The organism is Pseudomonas bubulae, assembly GCF_900618535.1.
Lineage (GTDB): Bacteria > Pseudomonadota > Gammaproteobacteria > Pseudomonadales > Pseudomonadaceae > Aquipseudomonas > Aquipseudomonas bubulae.
This window is the reverse complement of record NZ_UYJA01000003.1, coordinates 647268-673882: the sequence shown is the minus strand read 5'-3', so window position 1 is coordinate 673882 and position 26615 is coordinate 647268. Positions and strand designations below refer to the sequence as shown.

The 26615-nt window shown below is 56.8% G+C and carries 19 protein-coding genes and 4 tRNA genes; 9 read left to right on the top strand and 14 right to left on the bottom strand.

Going from position 1 to position 26615, the window contains the following annotated elements:
- Genes PPTH39_RS14125 through fabI form a run of 6 tightly spaced genes read left to right on the top strand, consistent with a single transcriptional unit; the run spans position 1 to position 8165 of the window.
- On the top strand, positions 1–1806 hold the full coding sequence (locus PPTH39_RS14125; protein ID WP_416068816.1) for an extracellular solute-binding protein: 1806 nt from the start codon (positions 1–3) through the stop codon (positions 1804–1806).
- On the top strand, positions 1803–3644 hold the full coding sequence (locus tag PPTH39_RS14120) for an extracellular solute-binding protein (RefSeq protein ID WP_095001703.1): 1842 nt from the start codon (positions 1803–1805) through the stop codon (positions 3642–3644). Before PPTH39_RS14125 ends, PPTH39_RS14120 begins: the two co-directional genes overlap by 4 nt.
- Positions 3645–4718 carry a microcin C ABC transporter permease YejB gene (locus PPTH39_RS14115; protein ID WP_095019319.1) on the top strand — a complete coding sequence of 358 codons (1074 nt, stop codon included), beginning with the start codon at positions 3645–3647 and terminating at the stop codon, positions 4716–4718.
- 1 nt (position 4719) lies between these two features.
- The gene (locus PPTH39_RS14110) at positions 4720–5739 is read left to right on the top strand and encodes an ABC transporter permease (protein ID WP_095019320.1); all 1020 of its coding nucleotides are present in this window, start codon (positions 4720–4722) and stop codon (positions 5737–5739) included.
- Position 5740: 1 nt separating this feature from the next.
- Complete coding sequence (locus PPTH39_RS14105; RefSeq protein ID WP_130872105.1) at positions 5741–7351, top strand: ABC transporter ATP-binding protein; 1611 nt, start codon at positions 5741–5743, stop codon at positions 7349–7351.
- A gap of 19 nt (positions 7352–7370) precedes the next feature.
- Entirely contained in the window at positions 7371–8165 is a 795-nt protein-coding gene (gene fabI / locus PPTH39_RS14100) for an enoyl-ACP reductase FabI (protein WP_016782317.1), read from the top strand.
- 240 nt (positions 8166–8405) lie between these two features.
- On the opposite strand, the gene PPTH39_RS14095 is transcribed toward fabI, so the two are convergent.
- The 10 genes from PPTH39_RS14095 to PPTH39_RS14050 all read right to left on the bottom strand — a co-directional run bounded on the left by PPTH39_RS14095 (position 8406) and on the right by PPTH39_RS14050 (position 17775).
- A complete protein-coding gene (locus PPTH39_RS14095) occupies positions 8406–10277 on the bottom strand; it encodes a SurA N-terminal domain-containing protein (protein ID WP_095019322.1) in 1872 nt (623 codons plus the stop codon).
- 229 nt (positions 10278–10506) lie between these two features.
- A complete protein-coding gene (locus PPTH39_RS14090) occupies positions 10507–10779 on the bottom strand; it encodes an HU family DNA-binding protein (RefSeq protein WP_016782315.1) in 273 nt (90 codons plus the stop codon).
- Between the two features lie 148 nt (positions 10780–10927).
- Positions 10928–13324 carry an endopeptidase La gene (lon, locus tag PPTH39_RS14085; protein WP_095001708.1) on the bottom strand — a complete coding sequence of 799 codons (2397 nt, stop codon included), beginning with the start codon at positions 13322–13324 and terminating at the stop codon, positions 10928–10930.
- A 162-nt stretch (positions 13325–13486) separates the two neighbouring features.
- Positions 13487–14770 carry an ATP-dependent Clp protease ATP-binding subunit ClpX gene (clpX, locus tag PPTH39_RS14080; protein WP_016782313.1) on the bottom strand — a complete coding sequence of 428 codons (1284 nt, stop codon included), beginning with the start codon at positions 14768–14770 and terminating at the stop codon, positions 13487–13489.
- 106 nt (positions 14771–14876) lie between these two features.
- Positions 14877–15518, bottom strand: a complete 642-nt coding sequence (clpP, locus tag PPTH39_RS14075) for an ATP-dependent Clp endopeptidase proteolytic subunit ClpP (protein ID WP_095001709.1) — start codon at positions 15516–15518, stop codon at positions 14877–14879.
- Positions 15519–15608: 90 nt separating this feature from the next.
- Positions 15609–16919: a trigger factor gene (tig, locus tag PPTH39_RS14070; protein ID WP_029611584.1), complete on the bottom strand. Its 1311-nt coding sequence runs from the start codon at positions 16917–16919 to the stop codon at positions 15609–15611.
- Between the two features lie 359 nt (positions 16920–17278).
- Positions 17279–17354 (bottom strand) — tRNA-His (locus PPTH39_RS14065).
- An 86-nt stretch (positions 17355–17440) separates the two neighbouring features.
- Positions 17441–17525: transfer RNA gene (locus PPTH39_RS14060), tRNA-Leu, on the bottom strand.
- Between the two features lie 56 nt (positions 17526–17581).
- Positions 17582–17657, bottom strand: a tRNA-His gene (locus PPTH39_RS14055).
- Positions 17658–17698: 41 nt separating this feature from the next.
- Positions 17699–17775: transfer RNA gene (locus PPTH39_RS14050), tRNA-Arg, on the bottom strand.
- A gap of 280 nt (positions 17776–18055) precedes the next feature.
- On the opposite strand from PPTH39_RS14050, the gene folD reads away from it, so the two are divergent.
- On the top strand, positions 18056–18913 hold the full coding sequence (gene folD, locus PPTH39_RS14045) for a bifunctional methylenetetrahydrofolate dehydrogenase/methenyltetrahydrofolate cyclohydrolase FolD (RefSeq protein WP_088377854.1): 858 nt from the start codon (positions 18056–18058) through the stop codon (positions 18911–18913).
- Positions 18914–19076: 163 nt separating this feature from the next.
- On the opposite strand, the gene cysS is transcribed toward folD, so the two are convergent.
- The gene (gene cysS / locus PPTH39_RS14040) at positions 19077–20459 is read right to left on the bottom strand and encodes a cysteine--tRNA ligase (protein ID WP_130872104.1); all 1383 of its coding nucleotides are present in this window, start codon (positions 20457–20459) and stop codon (positions 19077–19079) included.
- Between the two features lie 22 nt (positions 20460–20481).
- Entirely contained in the window at positions 20482–22179 is a 1698-nt protein-coding gene (locus tag PPTH39_RS14035; RefSeq protein ID WP_095026548.1) for a glutamine--tRNA ligase/YqeY domain fusion protein, read from the bottom strand.
- A 277-nt stretch (positions 22180–22456) separates the two neighbouring features.
- On the opposite strand from PPTH39_RS14035, the gene PPTH39_RS14030 reads away from it, so the two are divergent.
- Positions 22457–22960 carry a peptidylprolyl isomerase gene (locus PPTH39_RS14030; RefSeq protein WP_095001712.1) on the top strand — a complete coding sequence of 168 codons (504 nt, stop codon included), beginning with the start codon at positions 22457–22459 and terminating at the stop codon, positions 22958–22960.
- Complete coding sequence (gene lpxH / locus PPTH39_RS14025) at positions 22957–23694, top strand: UDP-2,3-diacylglucosamine diphosphatase (protein WP_095026549.1); 738 nt, start codon at positions 22957–22959, stop codon at positions 23692–23694. The genes PPTH39_RS14030 and lpxH overlap by 4 nt, the downstream gene beginning before the upstream one ends.
- Positions 23695–23815: 121 nt before the next feature.
- Here the strand turns inward: lpxH and PPTH39_RS14020 are convergent, their stop codons facing one another.
- On the bottom strand, positions 23816–25345 hold the full coding sequence (locus PPTH39_RS14020; RefSeq protein WP_095001714.1) for a DHA2 family efflux MFS transporter permease subunit: 1530 nt from the start codon (positions 25343–25345) through the stop codon (positions 23816–23818).
- A gap of 63 nt (positions 25346–25408) precedes the next feature.
- On the bottom strand, positions 25409–26614 hold the full coding sequence (locus tag PPTH39_RS14015; protein WP_095019325.1) for an efflux RND transporter periplasmic adaptor subunit: 1206 nt from the start codon (positions 26612–26614) through the stop codon (positions 25409–25411).
- Position 26615 lies beyond the last annotated feature (1 nt).

Sequence of the window (26615 nt, the reverse complement as noted above, 5' to 3'; positions counted from 1 at the left end):
ATCTGCCTGGCCTTGAGCTTCACCGCCAGCGCAAACCTGAGCGAAAGCCACGGTTATGCGCAGTTCGGCACACTCAAGTACCCCGCCACCTTTACCCATTTCGACTGGGTAAACCCTGACGCCCCCAAGGGCGGCACCTTGAAGGTCATGGCGTTCGGCACGTTCGACACGCTCAACCCCTACACCTTCAAAGGCACCAGCCCGGTTTCGACTCCCAACTTCCTGCAGTACGGGGTCAATGAACTCAATGAAACCCTGATGGCCGGTACGGGCCAATATGCCCCCTCCGGCGATGAGCCAACATCCAGCTATGGTTTGATCGCTCAATCAGTGGAGTACAACGAGGACCGCAGCTGGGTCGTCTTTAACCTGCGACCCGAAGCCCGCTTTCATGATGGGACGCCGATCACTGCCTACGATGTTGCCTTCTCCTACGACCTGTTACTAAAAGAAGGTCATCCGCAGTACCGCACCAATCTTCAGGAAGTCCAGCGGGTCGATATCCTGGGCCCCAAACGAATTCGTTTTGTCTTCAAGCGCTCAGGCAACCCGTTGCTGATTTTGCGCCTGGGCGAACTGCCCGTGTTGCCCCAGCAATACTGGGTAAAGCGCGACTTCAAAGCCACCACCTTCGAGCCACCGCTGGGTAGCGGCCCCTATCGCATTACCCGGGTTACCCCCGGGCGCCAACTGGTCTTTGAGCGCGTCAAGAACTGGTGGGGCGCCAACCTGCCGGTCAACCGCGGCAAATACAACTTCGACCGGGTTGAAGTGGAGTTCTACCGCGACAGCGATGTCGCCTTCGAGGCGTTCAAGGCCCGCGAGTTCGACATTTACATCGAGCACCAGGCCAAGAACTGGGCCAATGGCTATAACTTCCCGGCGGTACGCCGCGGCGATGTGATCAAGGCCGAAATTACCCACCAGATCCCGACACAAACCCAGGGGCTGTTTATGAACAGTCGCCGCGCCACCTTTGCGCAAAACAAAACCCGTGAGGCCCTGGGCCTTATGTTTGATTTTGAATGGACCAACCGCACCCTGTTCAACGGCGCCTACCAGCGCGCCGTGAGCCATTACCCCAACAGCGAATTCTCGGCCAGCGGCATTCCCCAGGGGCATGAGTGGCTGATGCTGTCACCCTGGCGCAGCCAACTACCGCCCGAACTGTTCAACCAGGCCTTTACCTTGCCGCAAACCGACGGCCGCGGCATCCCCCGCGCAACTCTGCGCCAGGCACTGGCACTGCTGGATGAAAGCGGCTGGAAACTGTCGGGCCAGCGCCTGGTCAATAGTGAAGGCAAACCCCTGCGTTTCGAAATATTACTGGTAAACCCGAACCTTGAGCGCATCCTGCAACCCTATGTGGAGAACCTGGCCAGCATTGGCGTCGATGCCCGGCTGCGCACCGTGGATCGCGCGCAATACAAGCAGCGCCTGGACCAGTTCGACTTTGACATGATCCTGATGACCCTTGACCAGACCCTGAGCCCCGGCCTTGAACAGTGGCAGTACTTCCACTCCAGCCAGGCCAACGTCAAGGGCAGCAAAAATTATGCAGGGGTAGCCAGCCCGGTGGTGGACCAACTGCTCGAGCGCCTGCTGGCCGCACGGACCCGCGACGAGCAATTGTCTGCCGGCCAGGCCCTGGACCGCGTGTTGCTTTGGCAGCACTACATCATTCCCAACTGGTATCTGAACTATCACCGCCTGGCGTACCGCAACCGGTTCGCCTTTGTGACTACGCCGCCCTACACCCTGGGCCTCAGCGCGTGGTGGCTTAAGCCTACGGAGAAAAAACAATGATGCCTTTGCGTACATGGCTAAAGCCCCTTGCCAGCTTGTTGTTTGCCGGTTTTGCCTGCACGGCCATGGCCGCTCCCCAGCATGCCTTGACCCTCTATGACGAGCCGCCGAAATATCCTGCCGACTTCAAGCATGTCGACTACGTCAACCCGCAAGCCCCCAAGGGCGGTACCTTTCGCAAGTCTGCGCTGGGCAGCTTTGACAGCCTCAACCCGTTTATCAATAAAGGCGTGCCAGCCGACGACATTGATCTGACCTTCGATACCCTGGCCCGGCAAACCCTCGACGAGCCTTTTACGTCCTACGGCCTGATTGCCGGGAAAATCGAGAAAGCCCCGGATAACAGCTGGGTGCGGTTTTACCTGCGCCCGGAAGCGAAGTTCAGCGATGGCCATCCGATTCGCGCCGAAGATGTCGTGTTCAGCTTCGATACCCTGATGAAAAGTGGCTCGCCGCTGTACAAGGGTTATTACAGCGATGTCGACCAGGCCATCGCGGAAAACCCGCTGCAAGTGAAATTCACCTTCAAGCACAACAAAAACCGTGAACTGCCGCTGATTCTTGGCCAGCTTCCGGTTCTGCCCAAGCACTGGTGGGAAACCCGCGACTTCAACAAGGGCAACCTGGAAATCCCGCCCGGCAGCGGCCCCTACACCATCGCCGAGATCAAGCCCGGGCGCTCGATCCGCTACGAGCGCAACAAGGACTATTGGGGCAAGGACCTGCCCATCAACAAGGGCCTGTACAATTTTGATGCCATCACGGTCGATTACTTTCGCGACAACAGCGTTGCCTTCGAAGCCCTCAAGGCCGGTCAGTTTGATTACTGGCTGGAGATCAGCGCCAAAAACTGGGCCGGAGCCTACAACTCTCCGGCATTTACTCAGGGCCGCCTGAAAAAAGAAGAAATCCGCAACCACAATCCAACAGGCATGCAGGGATTTGTCTTCAACCTGCGCAGGCCAATGTTCCAGGATGTGCGTGTACGCGAGGCGCTAAGCCTGCTGTTCGACTTTGAATGGGCCAACAAGCAACTGTTCAACGGTGCCTATGCGCGCACTGGCAGCTACTTCGAAAACTCGGAAATGGCCGCCAAGGCGCCGCCGACCGAAGCTGAACTGGCCATTCTGGAGCCCTTGCGCGGCCAGATTCCCGAGCAGGCGTTCAGCCAGGTGTTCAAACCCAGCGTCACCGACGCCAGCGGTATGATTCGCGAGCAACAGCGCCGCGCCTACCAACTGCTGCAAGACGCCGGCTGGCGCATCGTCGATGACAAGATGGTCGACGCCCAGGGCAAGCCGGTGAAGATCGAATTCCTGCTGGCACAAACCGAATTCGAGCGCATCCTTCTGCCGTTCAAGCGCAACCTCAGCGACCTGGGCATCGATTTGCAGATTCGCCGGGTCGACACCTCCCAATACCTCAACCGCCTGCGCTCAAGGGATTACGACATGATTGTCGGCAGCTTCCCGCAGTCCAGCTCACCCGGCAGCGAGCAGCGCGAGTACTGGGAATCACAAAGTATCGACAAACCCGGCAGCCGAAACTTTATCGGCCTCAAGGACCCGGCCATCGACCAGTTGACCGAGGGCCTGATCAACGCCGAGTCACGGCAAAGCCTGATCAACCATGCCAGGGCGCTGGACCGTGTGTTGCAGTGGGGCTTCTACGTGATCCCCAACTGGCATATCAAAACCTGGCGCGTGGCCTACTCGAACCATATCGGCCATCCCGAAGTTACGCCCAAATACGATATCGGCACCAACACCTGGTGGGCCAAACCTGACGCAAAACCTGCACCCTCTACCAAACCTTCAAGCGCGAGCCAGGAGCCTTAAATGCTGGCTTATATTTTCAGGCGACTGCTGCTGATCATTCCGACACTGTTCGGGATTCTGTTGATTAACTTCATCATTATCCAGGCGGCCCCCGGCGGCCCGGTTGAACAGATGATCGCCAAGCTCGAAGGCTTTGACGGCGCCACCAGCCGCATCGCCGGTGGTGGTTCGGAAGTGTCGGTGGCGGGCTCCAACTACCGTGGCGCCCAAGGGCTGGATCCGGAACTGATCAAGGAAATCGAAAAGATGTACGGTTTCGACAAGTCGGCGCCGGAACGCCTGTGGATCATGATTAAAAACTACGCCCGACTGGACTTCGGCGAAAGCTTCTTCCGCGACGCCAAGGTCATCGACCTGATCAAGGAGAAAATGCCGGTCTCCATCTCGCTGGGGTTGTGGAGCACCCTGATCATGTACCTGGTGTCGATCCCCCTGGGGATCGCCAAGGCCACGCGCCACGGCAGCCACTTTGATGTCTGGACCAGTTCACTGATCATCATCGGCTACGCCATCCCGGCCTTTCTGTTTGCCATCCTGCTGATCGTACTGTTTGCCGGGGGCAGTTACCTGGACTGGTTCCCCCTGCGCGGCCTGACGTCCAACAACTTTGACGAACTGAGCCTGGGCGGCAAGATTCTCGATTACTTCTGGCATCTGGCATTGCCCGTTACGGCACTGGTTATCGGCAACTTCGCCACCATGACCCTGCTGACCAAAAACAGCTTTCTCGACGAGATCAACAAACAGTATGTCGTCACTGCCAAAGCCAAGGGCCTGACCAACCACCGGGTGCTCTATGGCCATGTGTTCCGCAATGCCATGCTGCTGGTTATTGCCGGTTTCCCGTCGGCCTTTATCGGAATTTTCTTTACCGGCTCACTGCTGGTCGAAGTGATTTTCTCCCTCGATGGCCTGGGCCTGATGAGTTTCGAGGCCGCGATCAATCGCGACTACCCGGTTGTATTCGGCACCCTGTTTATCTTTACGCTGGTCGGGCTGGTGGTGAAGCTGATCGGTGACCTCTCATACACCCTGGTCGATCCGCGTATCGACTTTGAAAGCAGGGAGCATTGAGATGAAGCTATCCCCCCTCAATCGACGCCGTTTTGCCCGTTTCAAAGCCAACAAGCGTGGCTGGTGGTCGCTGTGGATCTTCCTGGTGCTGTTCGGGCTCAGCCTGAACGCCGAGTTCATCGCCAACGACAAACCGCTGGTGATCAATTACGACGGGGAGTGGTATTTCCCGGCGCTCAAGCGCTATCCAGAGACCGACTTCGGTGGAGAGTTCCCCCTCGAAGCCAACTACAAAAGCCCGTATATCCGTGAACTGCTGGCCAAGAAAGATGCCTGGGTTGTGTGGCCACCCATCCCCTACAGCTATCAAAGCATCAACTACGACCTGAAAGTCCCTGCCCCTGCACCGCCCTCCGCCGAGAACTGGCTGGGCACCGACGACCAGGGCCGCGACGTGCTGGCCCGAGTGATTTATGGCTTTCGCATATCGGTGCTGTTCGCCCTGACCCTGACGGTACTGAGCTCCATCATCGGCGTGATCGCCGGGGCCTTGCAGGGCTTTTATGGTGGCTGGGTCGACCTGGCCGGTCAGCGCTTTCTGGAAATCTGGTCAGGCTTGCCCGTGTTGTACCTGCTGATCATTCTCGCCAGTTTTGTGCAGCCCAATTTCTGGTGGCTGCTGGGCATCATGCTGCTGTTCTCGTGGATGAGCCTGGTGGACGTCGTGCGCGCCGAATTCCTGCGTGGGCGCAATCTGGAGTATGTGCGCGCCGCCCGCGCCCTGGGCATGCAGGACATGGCCATCATGTACCGCCACATCCTGCCCAACGCCATGGTCTCCACCATGACCTTTATGCCGTTTATCCTCACTGGCGCCATCGGCACCCTCACTGCCCTGGACTTCCTGGGCTTCGGCCTGCCCCCGGGCGCGCCGTCGCTGGGCGAACTGGTGGCCCAGGGCAAGTCCAACCTGCAAGCGCCCTGGCTGGGCATCAGTGCATTCGCAGTGCTGGCCATCATGCTCAGCCTGCTGGTGTTTATCGGTGAGTCCGCTCGCGATGCCTTCGACCCGAGGAAATAAGATGACGCAGGACAATCTGATCGAAGTGCGCGACCTCAGCGTCGAGTTTGTAGCGGGTGACACACCGCAGCGGGTGGTGCAAGGCGTCAGTTTTGATATCAGGCGCGGCGAAACCCTGGCCCTGGTGGGCGAAAGCGGTTCGGGCAAATCGGTGACCGCGCACTCGATCCTCAGGTTGCTGTCCTACCCCCTTGCACGCCACCCCAGCGGCAGCATCGCCTACGGCGGCCAGGATTTGCTCAGCGTGGACGAGAAAAAGCTGCGCAACATTCGCGGCAACCGCATTGCGATGATTTTTCAGGAGCCCATGACCTCCCTGAACCCGCTGCACAGCATTGAAAAACAAATCAATGAGGTGCTCGGCATTCACAAGGGGATCACCGGCAAGGCCGCTACCCTGCGCACCCTGGAGCTTCTGGAGCTGGTAGGCATACCCGAGCCTCACAAACGCCTCAAGGCGCTGCCACACGAGCTCTCAGGGGGTCAGAGACAGCGCGTGATGATCGCCATGGCCCTGGTCAATGAACCCGAACTGCTGATTGCCGACGAACCTACCACCGCCCTGGACGTGACCGTTCAGCTTAAAATCCTCGACTTGCTCAAGGATCTGCAAGCCCGCCTGGGCATGTCGTTGTTACTGATCAGTCACGATTTGAACCTTGTACGAAGAATTGCGCATCGCGTATGTGTCATGCAGCGCGGTTTAATCGTCGAACAAGCATCGTGCGAGCAGCTGTTCCGTTCGCCGCAGCATCCTTACACCCGGGAACTGCTCAGCGCAGAGCCCAGCGGAGGCCCGGCCAGCACCATTGCCGGTCCGCCATTGCTGCAAGTCGAGGACCTGAAGGTATGGTTCCCGATCAAGAAAGGCCTGCTGCGCAAGACCGTCGATTACGTGAAAGCGGTGGACGGTATCAATTTCAGCTTGCCCCAGGGGCAGACCCTGGGAATTGTGGGTGAAAGCGGATCGGGCAAATCAACGCTGGGCCTGGCGATTTTGCGTCTGATTGCCAGCAAGGGCCTGATCAGCTTTGAAGGCAAACGGCTAGACTGTCTGTCACAGAAAGAAGTCAGGCCATTGCGACGGGAAATGCAGGTGGTATTCCAGGACCCGTTTGGCAGTCTCAGCCCGCGCATGAGCGTCAGCGAGATTGTCGGTGAAGGGTTGCGCATTCACCGTATGGGCACCGAAGCGGAACAGGAAAGTGCAATTATTGAAGCCTTGCGAGAAGTAGGTCTGGATCCGGAAACCCGGCACCGTTACCCTCACGAGTTTTCAGGCGGACAACGGCAAAGAATCGCCATTGCCCGCGCACTGGTGTTAAAGCCGGAGTTGATATTGCTGGACGAGCCAACCTCTGCGCTGGACCGCACAGTACAACGCCAGGTTGTTGAACTGCTGCGCTCACTGCAAGCCAGGCACAACCTGACGTATTTGTTTATCAGCCATGACCTGGCTGTCGTCAAAGCGCTGAGCCACCAATTGATGGTGGTCAAGCATGGCCAAGTGGTCGAACAGGGTGATGCGCAAAGTATCTTTGCCTCACCGCAACATCCATATACACAACAGCTGCTGGAAGCCGCCTTTTTGGCACCAGTGGCTGTCGATTAACCTGATAGAGGAACAACACATGGGTTTTCTCACCGGTAAGCGCGTACTGATCGTTGGTGTCGCTAGCAAATTGTCCATCGCTTCTGGCATTGCTGCCGCCATGCACCGTGAAGGCGCCGAGCTGGCTTTCACTTATCAGAACGAAAAGCTGAAAGGTCGTGTTGAAGAATTCGCCGCAGGCTGGGGTTCGAACCCTGAGCTGTGCTTCCCTTGCGACGTTGCCAGCGATGAAGAAATCGCCAAGGTCTTCGAAGACCTGAGCAAGAAGTGGGACGGTCTGGACTGCATCGTTCACTCCGTAGGTTTCGCTCCTGGCGACCAGCTGGATGGCGATTTCACCGACGCCACCACCCGTGAAGGCTTCCGCATCGCTCACGACATCAGCGCCTACAGCTTCGTGGCCCTGGCCAAGGCTGGTCGCCCGATGATGAAAGGTCGCAACGGCAGCCTGCTGACCCTGTCCTACCTGGGCGCCGAGCGCACCATGCCTAACTACAACGTGATGGGCATGGCCAAGGCCAGCCTGGAAGCCGGTGTACGTTACCTGGCAGGCAGCCTGGGCCCTGAGGGTACTCGCGTTAACTGCGTATCGGCAGGCCCGATCCGTACCCTGGCAGCGTCGGGCATCAAGAACTTCCGCAAAATGCTGGCGGCCAACGAAGCGCAGACTCCACTGCGTCGCAACGTGACCATCGACGAAGTCGGCAATGCCGGCGCCTTCCTGTGCTCGGATCTGGCATCGGGCATCAGCGGCGAAATCATGTACGTAGACGGTGGCTTCAACACTACCGCCATGGGCAGCCTCGAAGAGTAAACCCTTCGTTACAAGCGCTACTCAAAAACGCCCGGTGCAGAGATTGCATCGGGCGTTTTTTTGCCTCGCGACAATCTCTGGGAGATGATCTGTGGGGGCGGGCTTGCCCGCGAAACAAACGACGCGATACGTCAGACAGAGCGCATGGATGCCATCGCGAGCAAGCCCGCTCCCACAAAAAAACCAGCGCAAAAAAATGGCCGCTCAATGAGCGGCCATTTTTAGCGAAGCAGGCTGAACTTAGTAGCGCTCAACCTTGGCTTCGTTTTCCAACTGCTTGCGGTAGGCAGCAAAGTCTTGCTGGCCAACACGCGAAGCGAGGAAGCGGCGATACGACGCTTTCTCTTCTTCAGTCGGCGCTACTGCATCGTTGACGCCGTTCAAACGCAATACAACCACAGTGCCATCTGCCAGGGTGACACTGCTGAATGTCGGCTTGTCCTTGGCTGCAGGTTTCGGCATGCGGAATACCGCTTGCAGGACGGCAGGATCAATACCTTCCTGACCACGGGCAACCGCTTCCTGGACCTTCCACGCCTGACCATCAACCGGCTGGTTCAACGGCAGTTTGCCATCGCGCAGCTCCTTGATGATTTCTTCAGCACGGGTTTTGGCCGCAGCACTGGCGTGCTCCTTGACCAGTTGCGCACGAATGCTCGAGGCAACAGCCTCCAGCGGCAACTGCTCAGGCTTGCGGTGCTCCTTGACGCGCAACACCACTACGGTCTCAGGGTCCAGCTCCAGGGCTGTACTGTTCGCGCCCTCATCCATCACTTCGGTGCTGAATGCGGCCTGAATCACAGCGCGATTGGCGGTGACACCCTCGCCCCCCTCACGACCAAATGGCGCAGAGGTATGCACAGTCAGCTTAAGCTCTTGAGCTGGCTGAGCCAGATCGGACGCTTCAAATGCCGAGTCTTCCAATTGCTTGGTTGCATCGACAAACAGGCGTTCAACCTGCTGGGTTTTCAGGTCATGGGTCAGCTTGTCTTTCAGGCTGGCAAAGCTCGGCACTTCAGGTGCTTCAACACCCAGCAGCTTGATCAGGTGATAACCGAAGCTGGTGCGTACCGGCTCCGAAACCTGGTCCTGCTTCAACCCGTAAACAGCCGTTTCGAACACAGGATCGTAAACACCAGGGCCTGCGAAGCCCAGGTCACCGCCATTGGCAGCCGAACCCGGATCCTGGGAGAACTCCTTGGCCAGAGCTTCGAAGCTTTCACCTTTGGCCAGACGCTGCTGAATCTCGGCGATCTTGGCTTTGGCCTGCTCGTCGCTGACCTTGTCGTTCACTTCGATCAGGATATGCGCAGCGCGGCGCTGTTCGGCCAGGTTGGCGATTTCCTTTTGATACAACGCTTGAAGCTCATCATCCTTCACGGCTACCTGGTCAAAGAAAGAAGATTTCTTCAACTCGATATAGTCGATCACGACCTGATCAGGGGTCATGAATTCCTTGGCGTGCTCGTCGTAGTAAGCCTTGATTTCGTCATCGCTCAGTTTCACCGCAGCCGGGTCGGCCTTGATGTTCAGCGAAGCGAAATCACGAGTTTGTTTCTCAAGACGGGCGAACGCATTCACCTGTTCGTCGGTCACGAAACCACTGCCCGCCAGACCGGCACGCAGCTGACCAATCAGCATTTCTTCGCCCAGCATGTTACGGAACTGCAAGCGACCGTAACCCAGTTGACGGATCACCTGGTCGAAACGCTCAGGGCTGAATTTGCCGTCTTCCTGAAATTCAGGAGTCAACAGAATGACTTGGTCCAAAGCGGCTTCAGAAAACGAAAACTTCGCGTCTTTGGCGCCTTGCAGCAACAGCTTGCGATCGATCAACCCTTTGAGGGCCGCTTCACGCAGCATTTTTTCATCCAGCAACGACGAGTCGAAATCCTTGCCCAACTGCTGCAGCAGCTGCCGGCGTTGCATATCGACGGCCTGGCTCAGTTCAACCTGGGTGATTTCTTCACCGTTAACCTTGGCAGCATCCTGGCTGGTAGAGGTGGCTTGAAAAATGGCATCGAAACCGGTCAACGCCATTAACGCGACGATGACACCGATGATGGTCTTGGCAATCCAGCCTTGTGAATTGTCCCTGATATTTTGCAGCATGCTTCCCCCAGAAACGGTCTTGCATAATGAGCAACCGTGGAGCGTGGGTAGAGTCCGGATAGAAGAAAGGCGCATCCGAGGATGCGCCTTCTCGTAACTGGCGGAGCGGACCGGGCTCGAACCCGCGACCCCCGGCGTGACACATCGATGTTGCCACCGATTGCACTACCGCTCCGCTGCCAAGCCTGGCGTGCGCCTGACCCGGTTGGGTAAAAGGTGTTACAGAAACTTAGTTAACCGCTTCTTTCAGTGCTTTACCGGCTTTGAAGCCTGGCTTTTTGGCAGCAGGAATTTCCAGCGTTTTACCGGTCTGTGGGTTACGACCAATACGGGCAGGACGATCGGTTACAGAGAAAGTACCAAAACCAACCAGTACCACAGAGTCGCCAGCCTTAAGAGCGCCAGTGACGGATTCGATTACTGCGTCCAGCGCACGGCCAGCTGCAGCTTTCGGGATATCAGCAGATGCAGCGATAGCATCAATCAGTTCCGACTTGTTCACTCTAAGTCCCCTTATATCTGTCTGAGTATGTTTCTAAAGTTTTTTGGTAAAAGCAAAACGACTGCTGAAGCACTTACGGACACTTATAGAGCCGCTTTATAACAAGGGCTCTAAAAAGCGTCAAGAAAGCCCGTCAGGCGAATCCGTATTAATGCGTGCTAATTCTTTCCTTAGAGTCAGATTCTCGTTTGTCGTCCTTGGCAACAATCTCGGGAGCCACATCCGGCAAGGGCTCCGGGGCGTATTGCAGCGCAATTTGCAGGACTTCGTCAATCCATTTAACCGGTTTAATCTGAAGATCCTGTTTGATGTTGTCAGGAATTTCCTTCAGGTCACGAACGTTCTCTTCGGGAATAATTACAGTTTTGATGCCACCACGGTGAGCAGCAAGTAATTTTTCCTTCAGGCCACCAATCGCCAACACCTGACCACGAAGGGTAATTTCACCGGTCATGGCAACATCGGCGCGTACCGGAATCAGGGTCAATGCAGAGACCAGGGCAGTACACATTCCCACGCCAGCACTAGGGCCATCTTTAGGCGTAGCGCCTTCGGGCATGTGAATGTGAATATCGCGTTTTTCGTGGAAATCCAACGGGATACCCAGGCTCTTGGCGCGGCTGCGCACCACCGTCAATGCAGCGGTGATGGACTCTACCATCACGTCGCCCAGTGAACCGGTCTTGATCAACTGGCCTTTGCCAGGAACAACGGCCGCTTCAATGGTCAACAACTCGCCACCCACCTGGGTCCAGGCCAGGCCGGTCACTTGACCGATCTGGTCCTGAACTTCAGCCAAACCGTAGCTGAATTTTCTTACGCCCAAAAAGTGCTCAAGTAGCTCCGGCGTGACGGTGACCGCAAAGCGTTTTTCCAGCGCATGCTCTTTGACCGCCTTGCGGCAGATCTTCGCAATCTGGCGCTCAAGGCCCCGCACACCGGCTTCCCGGGTGTAGTAGCGGATCATGTCGCGGATGGCTTCGTTATCAAATGCCAGCTCGCCCTTCTTCAAGCCATTGGCTTCAATTTGTTTCGGGGCCAGGTATTTGACAGCAATGTTGATTTTTTCGTCTTCGGTGTAGCCAGGCAGACGAATGACTTCCATCCGGTCCAGCAAGGCTGGCGGGATGTTCATCGAGTTGGACGTACACAGGAACATCACATCGGACAGGTCGTAATCAACCTCGAGGTAATGGTCGTTGAAATTGTGGTTCTGCTCGGGATCGAGCACTTCAAGCAGTGCAGACGCCGGATCGCCGCGCATGTCACTGCCCATCTTGTCGATTTCATCAAGCAGGAACAGCGGGTTGCGCACACCAACCTTGGTCATCTTTTGAATCAATCTTCCTGGCATCGAACCGATGTACGTACGGCGATGGCCACGAATTTCCGCTTCGTCACGCACGCCACCCAAGGCCATACGCACAAATTTGCGGTTTGTTGCGTGGGCAATGGACTCAGCAAGCGAGGTTTTGCCTACACCCGGTGGACCGACCAGGCAAAGAACCGGGCCACGAATTTTCTTCACACGCTTTTGCACGGCAAGATATTCGAGAATCCGCTCTTTGACTTCGTCCAGACCGTAGTGATCTGCGTCCAGAATGTCTTCAGCACGCTTGAGATCCAGGCGCACCTTGCTCTGAGCCTTCCACGGCACCTGCACCAGCCAGTCGATGTAGGAGCGCACCACGGTGGCTTCTGCGGACATTGGCGACATTTGCTTGAGCTTGTTCAGCTCCGCCTGGGCCTTGGCCATTGCATCTTTCGGCAAACCGGCAGCATCGATGCGTTTTTTCAGCTCTTCGATTTCATTGTGACCTTCGTCACCATCACCCAGCTCTTTCTGAATGGCCTTCATCTGCTCATTCAGGTAGTACTCGCGCTGGCTGCGCTCCATTTGCTTTTTGACGCGGCCACGGATGCGCTTTTCGACTTGCAGCAAGTCGATCTCGGCATCCAGCAGGGCCAGAACGTGCTCGACACGGGCCTGCAGATCGATGATTTCGAGGATTTCCTGCTTCTGCTCGATCTTGAGTGCCATATGGGCAGCCATGGTATCGACCAGACGGCTTGGCTCGTCAATGCTGTTAAGCGATGACAGAACCTCGGCCGGGACTTTTTTGCCCAGTTGCACGTATTGCTCGAACTGCGAAAGCAGGCTGCGCACAAAGACCTCGGATTCGCGATCCGGGGCAGCCACTTCGTCAATCAGGGAGACTTCGGCACTCAGATAACCATCTGCCTGACCAAAATGCTCAACCGCACCGCGTTGCTCACCCTCAACCAGCACTTTGACCGTGCCGTCCGGGAGCTTGAGCAGTTGCAGTACAGTTGCAATGGTACCGACGCGATACAGGGCGTCTTCGCCCGGATCGTCGTCAGCCGGATTCTTTTGAGCCAACAGCAAAATTTGCTTGTCGCCCGTCATCGCAGCCTCAAGGGCCTCGATCGACTTCTCGCGTCCCACGAACAGTGGGATCACCATGTGCGGATACACAACAACATCACGCAACGGCAGGAGAGGCAATTCGATGGTTGTCTTCATGATTTCGCCTCTACGGCGGCCATAAGGCCGTAATCAGATGGATGTAAGCTTGAAGCCAAGATGGGGGCAGTCTTGAAAAAAAACAAGCGTTGAACGACAGGAAAAACAAAGGGGCCCGAAGGCCCCTTCTTTAACACGCAATGTGGAATGCCAGCATTACATTTACGCGTCAGGTGCAACCTTGGCAGTCGCTTCGTTGTTTTCATAGATCAACAACGGCTTGGACTTGCCTTCTATAACGCTTTCGTCGATCACAACTTTACTCACCTCGGATTGCGAGGGGATTTCATACATTGTGTCGAGCAGCACGCCTTCAAGAATCGAACGCAGGCCACGAGCGCCCGTTTTGCGCTCCAGAGCACGCTTGGCCACGGCCTTCAAGGCGTCGGCACGGAACTCAAGATCTACACCTTCCATCTCGAACAGCTTGCCGTACTGCTTGGTCAAGGCGTTCTTCGGTTCGGTGAGGATCTGCATCAAGGCAGCCTCGTCCAGCTCGTCCAGGGTTGCCAGCACAGGCAGACGACCCACGAATTCCGGGATCAGGCCAAACTTGACCAGATCGTCAGGCTCGACTTCACGCAGGGATTCGCCAACCTTCTTGCCCTCTTCCTTGCTGCGCACTTCGGCACTGAAGCCGATGCCGCCGCGAGTCGAGCGAGCCTGTACAACCTTCTCAAGGCCCGAGAACGCACCACCGCAGATAAACAGGATGTTGCGGGTATCAACCTGCAAGAACTCCTGCTGCGGGTGCTTGCGGCCGCCTTGAGGCGGTACGGAAGCCACGGTACCTTCGATCAGCTTGAGCAATGCCTGCTGCACACCTTCACCGGAAACATCACGGGTAATCGAAGGGTTGTCAGACTTGCGCGAAATCTTGTCGATTTCATCGATGTAGACAATGCCCATCTGGGCTTTTTCTACGTCGTAATCGCATTTCTGCAGCAGCTTCTGAATGATGTTTTCAACATCTTCGCCTACGTAACCGGCTTCAGTCAGCGTGGTTGCGTCAGCGATGGTGAAAGGTACATTCAACAGGCGTGCAAGGGTTTCTGCCAGCAGGGTCTTACCCGAACCGGTAGGGCCGATCAGCAGGATGTTGCTCTTGCCGAGTTCGACGTCGTCGTTTTTCTTGTCACGCTGGTTGAGGCGCTTGTAGTGGTTGTACACCGCTACAGCCAAAACCTTTTTGGCACGCTCCTGACCAATGACGTATTGATCAAGGATGCCGCTGATTTCTTTTGGCGATGGTAATTTATGCGCGCTGCTCTCGGCCTGGGCTTCCTGCACCTCCTCACGGATGATGTCATTGCACAGGTCAACGCATTCGTCGCAGATAAAGACCGAGGGGCCGGCAATCAATTTGCGCACTTCATGCTGGCTTTTGCCACAGAAGGAGCAATAGAGCAATTTGCCGTTGTCCTCGCCGTTGCGGGTGTCAGTCATTCGATCGATCCAAATCCGATAGGCTTGCAACACAAGATGAAGGCAACTGCGGGCTTTTTCAAGCCCGCAGGTGGTCGGTTAACCCAACCACCCACATTTGAGCTGCTTAAGCGGGCATTTGACGCTTGCTGAACACAGAGTCGATCAAACCGTATTCGGCTGCACGCTCGGCGCTCATGAAGTTGTCACGCTCGGTGTCGCGCTCGATGGTTTCGAGAGTCTGGCCCGTGTGGTGAGCCAGCAGCGAGTTCAAACGGTGACGGATGTTGAGGATTTCCTTGGCATGAATGTCGATATCCGACGCCTGGCCCTGGAAACCGCCCAGTGGCTGGTGAATCATCATGCGCGAGTTCGGCAGGCAGTGACGCTTGCCCGGTGCGCCACCAGCCAACAGGAAGGCACCCATGCTGCAGGCCTGGCCGATGCAGATGGTCGACACGTCAGGCTTGATGAATTGCATGGTGTCGTAGATCGACATGCCTGCAGTCACCGAACCGCCCGGCGAGTTGATGTACAGGTGGATGTCCTTGTCCGGGTTCTCGGCTTCAAGGAACAGCAGCTGCGCAGCCACCAGGTTGGCCATGTAGTCTTCTACGGGGCCGACCAGGAAGATGATTCGCTCCTTCAGGAGGCGCGAGTAGATGTCGTAAGCGCGTTCGCCACGAGCGGACTGCTCGACAACCATCGGGACCAGGCCGCCAGCGGCGTGGATATCAGAGTTCTGCTGAATATAAGAATTGCGGGACATGTCCGGCAGTCACTCCCAAATAGTCTTGTCTGGATACGCATAAGCCAGCTCGAGGCTGGCTTATGGTTGTGTTTTCTAACGAGTCAGAAATCAGTCGGCTTGTGGAGCTTCCACCGGCTTGACAGCTTCTTCGTAAGAGACCGCTTTATCGGTCACCTTGGCCTTCTGCAGAACAGTATCCACAACTTGCTCTTCCAGCACAACCGAACGAACCTCGTTCAATTGCGCGTCGTTTTTGTAGTACCAGGCTACAACCTGCTCTGGCTCCTGGTAAGCGGAAGCCATTTCCTGAATCATTTCGCGAACGCGATCTTCGTCAGGCTTGAGGTCGAACTGCTTGACCACTTCAGCCACGATCAGACCCAGCACTACACGGCGGTTGGCTTGCTCTTCGAACAGCTCTGCCGGCAGTTGATCAGGCTTGATGTTACCACCGAACTGCTGAACAGCCTGCACGCGCAGACGGTCAACTTCGTTGGCCAGCAGCGACTTCGGCACTTCGATCGGGTTGGCAGCCAGCAGGCCGTCCATTACCTGGTTCTTGACCTTGGACTTGATGGCCTGACGCAGTTCACGCTCCATGTTCTTGCGAACTTCGGCGCGGAAGCCTTCCAGACCGGTTTCCTTGATACCGAACTGGGCGAAGAACTCTTCGTTCAGCTCTGGCAGCTTAGGCTCGGAAACAGTGTTCACGGTTACGGTGAACTCGGCTTCTTTGCCAGCCAGGTCCAGATTCTGGTAGTCAGCAGGGAAAGTCAGTTTCAGAACGCGCTCTTCACCGGCTTTGGCGCCTACCAGGCCTTCTTCAAAGCCAGGAATCATGCGGCCCGAACCCAGCACCAGCTGAGTACCGGTGGCGGAGCCGCCAGCGAACACTTCGCCGTCTACCTTGCCAACGAAATCGATGTTCAGCTGATCATCGTTCTGGGCAGCACGGTCAGTCACTTCAAAGCGGGTGTTCTGCTTGCGCAGCACGTCCAGCATCTTGTCCAGGTCGGCATCAGCCACTTCGGCGCTCAGGCGCTCGATAGCGATGGTGTCCAGACCGGTCACTTCGAATTCAGGGAATACTTCGAAAGTAGCAACGTATTCCAGATCTTTGCCTTTTTCGAAAACCTTAGGCTCGATCGAAGGAGCACCAGCCGGGTTCAGCTTCTGCTCAACCACAGCTTCGTAGAACGAAGACTGGACTACATTGCCCAGCGCTTCCTGGCGCGCATCAGCTTCGTAACGCTGACGGATTACGCTCATTGGCACCTTGCCTGGACGGAAGCCCGGGATCTTGGCCTTTTGGGCAGTCTGTTGCAGACGCTTGTTGACTTCAGCCTCAATACGCTCAGCTGGCACGCCAATGGTCATGCGACGCTCAAGAGCGGAAGTATTTTCAACAGAAACTTGCATGGATATTCCTCGTTGCACAGACATTAGCCGGCCGTTTCCGACCCCATAATCAAGGGCAAGCATTCTAGTGGGTCAAACTCAAGAAGTCACCCTACCGCAAACACCCTAAGAAACGGCCGACAGAAATTAAGTAAAAGCAGCCATCCGCCTCGCCTTCTATATAGATAGAAGACTGCACTGATCAATTGGCGATAACGGGCAGCCTTTGGAGCTACCCCGATCTGCGCGCATTGTCACACAAATCACAGAGGACGCTAAGCATGCGGGAAACAAGGCGCCGAACGACACCCCTATATGCGATTCTCAAACCGCAGATACAAAAAAACGCCAGAGGGTTAGTCTGGCGTTTTCTTTTAATATGGGGTGGACGAAGGGGATCGAACCCTCGACAACGGGAGTCACAATCCCGTGCTCTACCAACTGAGCTACGCCCACCATAGTGCGCTTACAACGCTGCCTGCTCCTGGAAGCCGACAGTTACAACCAAAGAAAAAGCCGCTACAAGCGGCTCTATCAAAATTTGGTGCGGACGGAGAGACTCGAACTCTCACACCTTGCGGCGCTGGAACCTAAATCCAGTGTGTCTACCAATTCCACCACATCCGCATTTCAAACTCTTGAAGCAAAGACGCCAGACTTTTAATCTGGCGGCTTTCTAAATATGGGGTGGACGAAGGGGATCGAACCCTCGACAACGGGAGTCACAATCCCGTGCTCTACCAACTGAGCTACGCCCACCATATTGCCTGTACTGCTTTACTTGTGCCAAAGCTGCCTAATGGCGCACCCGGCAGGACTCGAACCTGCGACCATCCGCTTAGAAGGCGGATGCTCTATCCAGCTGAGCTACGGGCGCATTGTTAGCCTGTATTCTTTGACGACTACAAACCAAGTGCTTTCAGTATCACCAAGCTGGACAACAACTTCGCTCTACCTTCTTAACCAGTGCTAGGCTGTGCCCGACAAGTGCGACGAATGTTATAGGTGAGCCCGTAAGTCGTCAACTGTTTTTTAAAAAAAGTTTAGAAATATAAAGGAGTTAGGGCAATAAACAGACCAGGCGCCTTTGCCCTCGCGCCGCGGCATGCGAGAATGCACGTCCTTTTTCCACCCTTTACGATGGTTAATCACGCGTAATGACTGCACAACTAATCGACGGCAAAGCGATCGCCGCCAGCCTGCGCCAGCAGATTGCCAAACGTGTCGCCGAGCGCCACGAGCAAGGCCTGCGCACCCCTGGTCTGGCAGTGATTCTGGTCGGCAGCGATCCTGCTTCCCAGGTTTATGTTTCGCACAAGCGTAAAGACTGCGAAGAGGTAGGCTTTATTTCCCAAGCCTATGACCTGCCCTCCGACACGACCCAACAGGACCTCACCGACCTGATCGACCGTCTCAATGACGACGCGAACATCGACGGCATCCTGCTGCAACTGCCTCTGCCTGCCCATCTGGATGCCTCCAAACTGCTGGAGCGTATCCGCCCGGACAAAGATGTCGACGGTTTCCACCCCTATAACGTCGGTCGTCTGGCCCAACGCATCCCGCTGCTGCGCCCATGCACCCCCAAAGGCATCATGGCCCTGCTGGAAAGCACCGGCCAGGACCTGTACGGAATGGACGCGGTCATTGTCGGCGCCTCCAATATCGTTGGACGCCCGATGGCCATGGAATTGCTGCTGGCTGGCTGCACCGTGACCGTAACCCACCGTTTCACCAAGGACCTGGCCGGCCACGTTGGCCGCGCCGACCTGGTGGTGGTAGCTGCCGGCAAGCCTGGCCTGGTCAAAGGCGAATGGATCAAGGAAGGCGCCATCGTCATCGACGTGGGCATCAACCGCCAGGCTGATGGCAAGCTGGTGGGCGACGTGGTGTACGAGACTGCCCTGCCCCGCGCGGGCTGGATCACCCCGGTACCGGGCGGCGTAGGCCCGATGACTCGTGCCTGCCTGCTGGAAAACACCTTGTACGCAGCCGAAGAATTGCACGGCAACTAGTGCAAAGCGCTGCAAAAAAACGGCACCTTCGGGTGCCGTTTTTATTGGCGCCGCTAAAATCCGGGCAAACAAAAGCCCGCACTTGGCGCAATGCCATGACCTCGTTCCCACAAAATCATCAGCATCACGCCCCGTACGGGCTTTTGTTCACACAACGGGCAATCTAGTCAGCCAAGCGCCAGGTTGTCCCGCCTTTACTGTCTTCCAGCACCACACCCATTGCGGCGAACTGATCACGGATACGGTCAGACTCCGCCCAGTCCTTGGCAGCGCGGGCAGCCAGACGCGCATCGATCAAGGCCTGCACCTGAGCGGCATCGATCTTGCCTTCAGCACCGGCCTGCAGAAAGTCATCCGCTTCAAGCTGCAACACACCCAGCACATCGGCCAATTGCTTGAGACGTGCCGCCAGACCGGCAGCCGCCTGCAGATCGGTTTCGCGCAACCGGTTGATCTCGCGAACCATCTCGAACAGCACCGCACAGGCTTCCGGCGTACCGAAGTCGTCGTTCATGACTTGGGTAAAGCGCTCAACAAAGGCTTCACCACCGGCCGGAGCAACCTTGGGCAACCCTTTCAGTGCGTTATAGAAGCGATCAAGGGCTGCCTTGGCATCCTTGAGATTGTCTTCCGAATAGTTGATCGAACTACGGTAGTGGCTCGACACCAACAGATAACGCACAACCTCCGGGTGATACTTCGCCAGAACGTCGCGAATGGTGAAGAAGTTGTTCAAGGACTTGGACATCTTCTCGCCATTGATGCGAATCATCCCGCAATGCATCCAGGCATTGGCGTAGGTTTTACCCGTAGCCGCCTCGCTTTGGGCGATTTCGTTCTCATGGTGCGGAAACTCCAGGTCGCTGCCGCCGCCATGAATATCGAAGGTCTCACCCAGGCAGCAGGTAGACATCACCGAGCATTCAATGTGCCAGCCCGGACGACCCGGGCCCCACGGCGACTCCCAGCTCGGCTCGCCAGGCTTGACGCCTTTCCACAACACGAAGTCCAGCGGATCGTCCTTGGCCTCGTCGACCTCGATGCGCGCGCCGATGCGCAGATCTTCGATCTTTTTGCGCGACAGCTTGCCGTAGCCCATGAACTTGGCAACGCGGTAGTACACGTCACCATTGCCCGGGGCATAGGCGTAACCCTTGTCGATCAGGGTCTGGATCATCGCGTGCATGCCAGGGATATGATCCGTGGCACGAGGCTCCATATCCGGCTTGAGGATATTGAGCCGCGCTTCATCTTCATGCATGGCCGCGATCATGCGCTCGGTCAGCACCTCGAAAGGCTCGCCGTTTTCACGCGCACGATTGATGATCTTGTCTTCAATGTCCGTAATGTTGCGCACGTAGGTCAGGTTGTAGCCGCTGAAACGCAACCAGCGGGTCACCAGATCGAAGGCAATCATGCTGCGACCATGGCCGATGTGGCAGTAGTCGTACACGGTCATGCCGCACACGTACATGCGCACATTGTTGCCGTCCAGCGGCTTGAAAACTTCTTTGCTCTTGGTGAGCGTGTTGTAGATCGTAAGCACGGCTTGTTCCTTCAAAACTTGATCACTGGCCCCACGAATCACGCAGGGTCACGGTACGGTTGAATACCGGGTGACCGGGTTTCGAGTCCTTGATATCTGCGCAGAAGTAGCCTTCGCGCTCGAACTGGAAACGGTCTTCCGGCTGTGCATTGCCCAGCGAGGGTTCAGCACGACAACCGGTCAGTACCTGCAGCGAGTCAGGGTTGATGTTTTCCAGGAAGCCCGCGCCGTCTTCGGCCTTTTCAGGGTTCGGCGAGCGGAACAGACGATCATACAAACGCACTTCGCATTCGACGCTGGCAGCCGCCGGCACCCAATGCACAACACCCTTGACCTTGCGACCTTCAGGGTTTTTACCCAGGGTCAGCGGATCGTACGAGCAATGCAGTTCAACGATGTTGCCATCGGCATCCTTGATCGCTTCGTCGGCACGGATCACATAGCTGCCGCGCAAACGCACTTCGCCCGCAGGCTCAAGACGCTTGTAGCCTTTTGGCGGCTCTTCCATGAAGTCTTCATGGTCGATGTAGATTTCACGGGCAAACGGCAACACCCGCACACCCATGTCTTCCTTAGGGTGGCAAGGCAGCTCGAGGTTTTCGACCTGACCTTCCGGGTAGTTGGTGATGATCACTTTCAATGGACGCAGCACGCACATGGCGCGCGGCGCGCTGTGGTCCAGATCGTCACGAATGCTGAATTCCAGCATGCCGAAGTCAACAACACCGTCAGAACGGTTGGTGCCGACCATGTCACAGAAATTACGAATCGATTTAGGCGTGTAACCGCGACGGCGGAAACCCGACAGCGTCGACATGCGCGGGTCATCCCAGCCGTTGACGTGCTTTTCATCGACCAGCTGCTTGAGCTTGCGCTTGCTGGTGATGGTGTAGTTGAGGTTCAGACGGCTGAACTCGTACTGACGCGGGCGCGCCGGTACTGGCAGGCTGTCCAGGAACCATTCGTACAGCGGACGATGGCTTTCGAACTCCAGGGTGCAGATCGAATGGGTGATGCCTTCAATGGCATCCGACTGACCGTGGGTGAAGTCATAGTTGGGGTAGATGCACCACTTGTCACCGGTCTGGTGGTGATGGGCATGACGGATGCGGTACATGATCGGGTCGCGCAAGTTCATGTTCGGCGAGGTCATGTCGATCTTGGCGCGCAGCACACGCTTGCCGTCTTCAAACTCACCGGCGGTCATGCGGGCGAACAGATCCAGGTTCTCTTCAACGCTACGGTCGCGGAACGGGCTGTTCTTGCCGGGCTCGGTCAGGCTGCCGCGGTATTCCTTGGCTTGCTCGGGCGTCAGGTCGCAGACGTAGGCCTTGCCTTCTTTGATCAGGTAAATCGCCCACTCGTGCAGTTGATCGAAGTATTGCGACGCGTAACGCACTTCACCGGCCCACTCGAAGCCCAGCCACTTGACGTCGCTTTCGATGGCGTCGATGTATTCCTGGTCTTCTTTTGCCGGGTTGGTGTCGTCAAAACGCAAATGCGTCACGCCGCCAAACTCTTGAGCCAGCCCAAAGTTCACACAAATGGATTTGGCATGACCGATGTGCAGATAGCCGTTTGGCTCCGGCGGAAAGCGGGTCACGATCTGTGTGTATTTACCCGAGTCTAGGTCCGCCTGAACGATTGGACGCAGGAAGTTAGCCGGGACAGCAGGGCCAGCCTTTGGATTCAGAGTGGGGTCGACAGTGGGCTTGCTCATAGGATCCTTGAACGTAACAGGGTGCGCGGCCTGGGTCGGCCGACTAAATCAAAGCGCCTATCATAGCCGATGCCGCCAAGTCACTGACAGAGCAGGTGCTCAATCAAAGCGATTGAAATGCCGGCTTTTAGTCCCCATATGGGAAAAACACCATCGAAATGCCGTGCGAGCACGCTAAACTCCGCCCGCGGCTGTATCTACCCAGCCAGCCCGGGAGATTGAGGTGTGTTCACCCCGCTCCCCGGCCCGACGAATTCCCTGATAGAGCGATACGACCATGACCCAAGTAAAACTGAGCACCAACCACGGCGACATCGTGATCGAACTGAACGCTGAAAAAGCACCGATCACCGTAGCCAACTTCATCGAATACGTAAAAGCCGGCCACTACGAAAACACCGTTTTCCACCGTGTAATCGGCAACTTCATGATCCAGGGCGGCGGTTTTGAGCCAGGCATGAAAGAAAAGAAAGACAAGCGTCCAAGCATCCAGAACGAAGCCGACAACGGCCTGCCGAACGAGAAGTACACCGTGGCCATGGCTCGCACCATGGAACCGCATTCGGCTTCCGCCCAGTTCTTCATCAACGTGGCTGACAACAGCTTCCTCAACCACAGCGGCAAAACCGCTCAGGGCTGGGGCTACGCCGTATTCGGTAAAGTCGTTGCAGGCCAGGACGTAGTAGACAAGATCAAAGGCGTTGCCACCACATCCAAAGCCGGCCACCAGGACGTGCCTAAAGATGACGTGATCGTCGAGAAAGCAGAGATCATTGAGTGATACTGCTGATTTCAGATTTGCATCTGGAAGAGGAGCGCCCGGACATTACCCGGGCGTTTCTGGATTTCCTGACCGGGCGTGCGCGCTCGGCTCAGGCGCTCTACATCCTGGGCGACTTTTTCGAAGCCTGGATTGGCGACGATGCCATGACCCCCTATCAGCGCTCGATCTGTGCAGCGCTGCGCACCCTGAGCGAGACCGGCACGCAGATCTTTCTGATGCACGGCAACCGCGACTTTTTACTGGGCCAGGCCTTTTGTAAAGCGGCTGGCTGCACCCTGATCAAAGACCCCAGCGTGGTCGACTTCTATGGCGAACCGGTTTTGTTGATGCACGGCGACAGCCTGTGCACGCGCGACGAAGCCTATATGCGCCTGCGACGCATCCTGCGCAACCCCGTCACTTTGTGGGTCCTGCGCCACCTGCCGCTGAGCACCCGGCATAAACTGGCGCGCAAGCTGCGCAGCGAAAGCCGCGCCCAGACCCGCATGAAAGCCAACGACATCGTTGACGTGACTCCCGAGGAAGTACCCCGGATCATGGCGCACTTTGGTGTGCACACCCTGATTCACGGCCACACCCACCGCCCGGCGATACACAAACTGCAGATCGGCGAACAGACCGCCCGGCGCATTGTGCTGGGTGACTGGGACCGCCAGGGCTGGGTACTGCAAGTGGATGAGCAAGGCATGCAGCTGACGCCGTTTGATTTTGCTCCGCCTGGCGCACAGTAAACTCGTGGGAGCGAGCCTGCTCGCGAAGGTTTCTGCACAACATCACAGATAAACCGCATGCCGACTTTCGCGAGCAGGCTCGCTCCCACAAGGGACTTGCAGGGCTCCAGCCCCTCTACCTCTAATGCCCGCTGGTCGCCGGCCCCGCCTTGGCTATAAACGGTGGTTTCGCCAGCCACACCAGCAGAATCAAGCCCATAAACAGCCAACCCATCATGGTGAAGTAATCCACGGTGGAGAACATATAGGCCTGACTGGTCAGAATCTTGTCCATCTGTGCATAGGCGGGCGTGCTGGCGCCCCCCAGGCTTTCGAGCGTATGCCGGGTCACAGGGTCATAGGCGCTGATGCTTTCGCTCAAGTAGGCATGATGCTGATCCGCCCGGCGAATCCAGATCCAGGTGGTCAAGGACGCCGCAAAGCTGCCGCCCAGTGTGCGCAGGAAGGTCGCTAGCCCCGCGCCATCAGCAATCTGATGCGGCGGCAAATCCGACATCAAAATGGTCAAGGTCGGCATAAAGAACAGGGCCACGCCAATCCCCATGAACAGCTGCACCATCGCGATATGCTGGAAATCCACCTCATTGGTGAACTCGGCACGCATAAAGCAGCTCAGGCCAATAGCCAAAAAGGCCAGCCCGGCCAACAGGCGCAAGTCGAATTTATTCGCGTACTTGCCCACAAAGGGCGACATCAAAACCGGCAAGATCCCGATCGGTGCCACCGCCAGACCGGCCCAGGTAGCGGTATAGCCCATCTGCGTCTGCAGCCATTGCGGCAAAATCAGGTTGATACCAAAGAACCCGGCATAACCCAACACCAGCACAATGGTGCCAATCCGGAAGTTACGGTGAGCAAACAGGCGCAAGTTGACGATCGGATGCTTGTCTGTCATTTCCCAAATGATAAAGGCCGCCAGTGCCACTACCGATAACGCCGTGCCCGAGAGGATGAAACTGGACTCGAACCAGTCCAGATCATTGCCCTTGTCGAGCACGATCTGCAACGCACCCACACCGATGATCAAGGTGATTAGTCCCACGTAATCCATCGGTTGACGGGTAATCACCACCGGGCGCGCCTTGAGTTGCTGGCGAACCACCATCACGGCAAAAATACCGATCGGGATATTGATAAAGAAGATCCACGGCCAACTGTAACTGTCGGTGATCCAGCCGCCCAAAATAGGCCCGGCAATCGGTGCAACCACCGTGACCATTGCCAGCAATGCCAATGCCATCCCCCGTTTTGCCGGGGGATACACCGCAATCAGCAAAGTCTGGGTCATGGGATAAAGCGGCCCGGCCACCAACCCCTGGAGCACGCGAAACCCGACCAGCTCTGGCATCGAGGTGGAAATACCGCACAAAAACGAGGCCAGAACGAACAGCATCGTGGCCCACAGAAACAACTTAACCTCACCAAACCGCCGGCTGAGCCAGCCGGTTAACGGCAAGGCAATCGCGTTACTGACCGCAAATGACGTAATGACCCAGGTACCCTGCTCCGAACTCACTCCAAGATTACCGGAGATGGTGGGCAAGGCGACGTTGGCGATGGTGGTGTCCAGCACCTGCATAAAGGTCGCCAGCGACAGGCCGATCGTGGCCATTACCAGGCTGGGAGGGGAAAATGACGCGTTTGTACTCATCGCAAATCCTTTAAAACCGGGGATGCAGCCCCACCCTTGCGGCGGGGCTCATGGATTGGCGAATCAGCGTTGGGCGGCCATGTCGCCAGTGCCAGCGCTGTTGCTGTCAATCAAACGCGTAATCAGGGCTTCGGCATCGACCAATTGCTGCGCATACACCGTGGTGGAGAACGAAGCTTTTTGCGGCGGTTGCTGAGCCAGTACCGGACCACTTTGGTCACGCAGGTTGACATCCACAGTCGTCGACAAGCCGACCCGCAACGGGTGCTCGGCCAGCTCATCGGCATTGATATGAATACGCACCGGCACACGCTGGACAATCTTGATCCAGTTGCCCGTGGCATTTTGCGCGGGCAACAGAGCAAATGCACTGCCGGTACCGGCACCGATACTGTCGATGGTGCCGCTGTATTTCACGCCGCTGCCGTAGATATCAGACTCAATATCCACCGCCTGCCCGATACGCATCTTGTGCAACTGGGTTTCCTTGAAGTTGGCATCGATCCACAGCTGGTTAAGCGGAATGACCGCCATCAACGCCGTGCCCGGCTGAACCCGCTGGCCCAGCTGCACGGTGCGCTTGGCCACATAACCGGTGACCGGCGCAATCAGGGTGGAACGGGCATTGGCCAGGTACGCCTGGCGCAGTTGCGCCGCTGCAGCCTTCACATCCGGGTGGTTGGCCACCGTGGTGTTATCGACCAGCGCCAGGGTGGTGTCGAGTTTTTGCTCGGCATTGCGCAAGGCGCTTTGCGCCGAAGACAGATCATCCCGGGCATGGGACAACTCTTCCTGAGAGATCGCCCCGCCTGCTGCCAGGCTTTTACGGCGGCTGTAGTTATCCTGGTTTTTCTGCACTTCAACTTTCTGCGCAGCCACCTGGGCTTTCATGCCCTTCACATCACTGAACAGGCCGCGTACCTGGCGCACGGTACGGGCCAGATTGGCTTCAGCGCTCTGCAGGCCGACCTGGGCATCGCTCGGATCGAAGTCAATCAGCACCTGCCCTTCATGCACCAGATCGCCATCATCGGCGCCGATACTCACCACCGTACCGGTGACCAACGGGGTGATTTCAACCACGTTGCCATTTACATAGGCATCGTCGGTGCTTTCATTCCAGCGACCATAGAGCTCTTCCCAGGCCCAGACACCCAGCCCGAGCAGGATGACCAAAATTGCCAGGCCGCTCAGCCAGAGCTTGCGTTTGCGCTGGCTGGCAGCGTCCTGGGGTTGTTGCGTTTCATTCGGTGTTTGCACAGTGGCCATG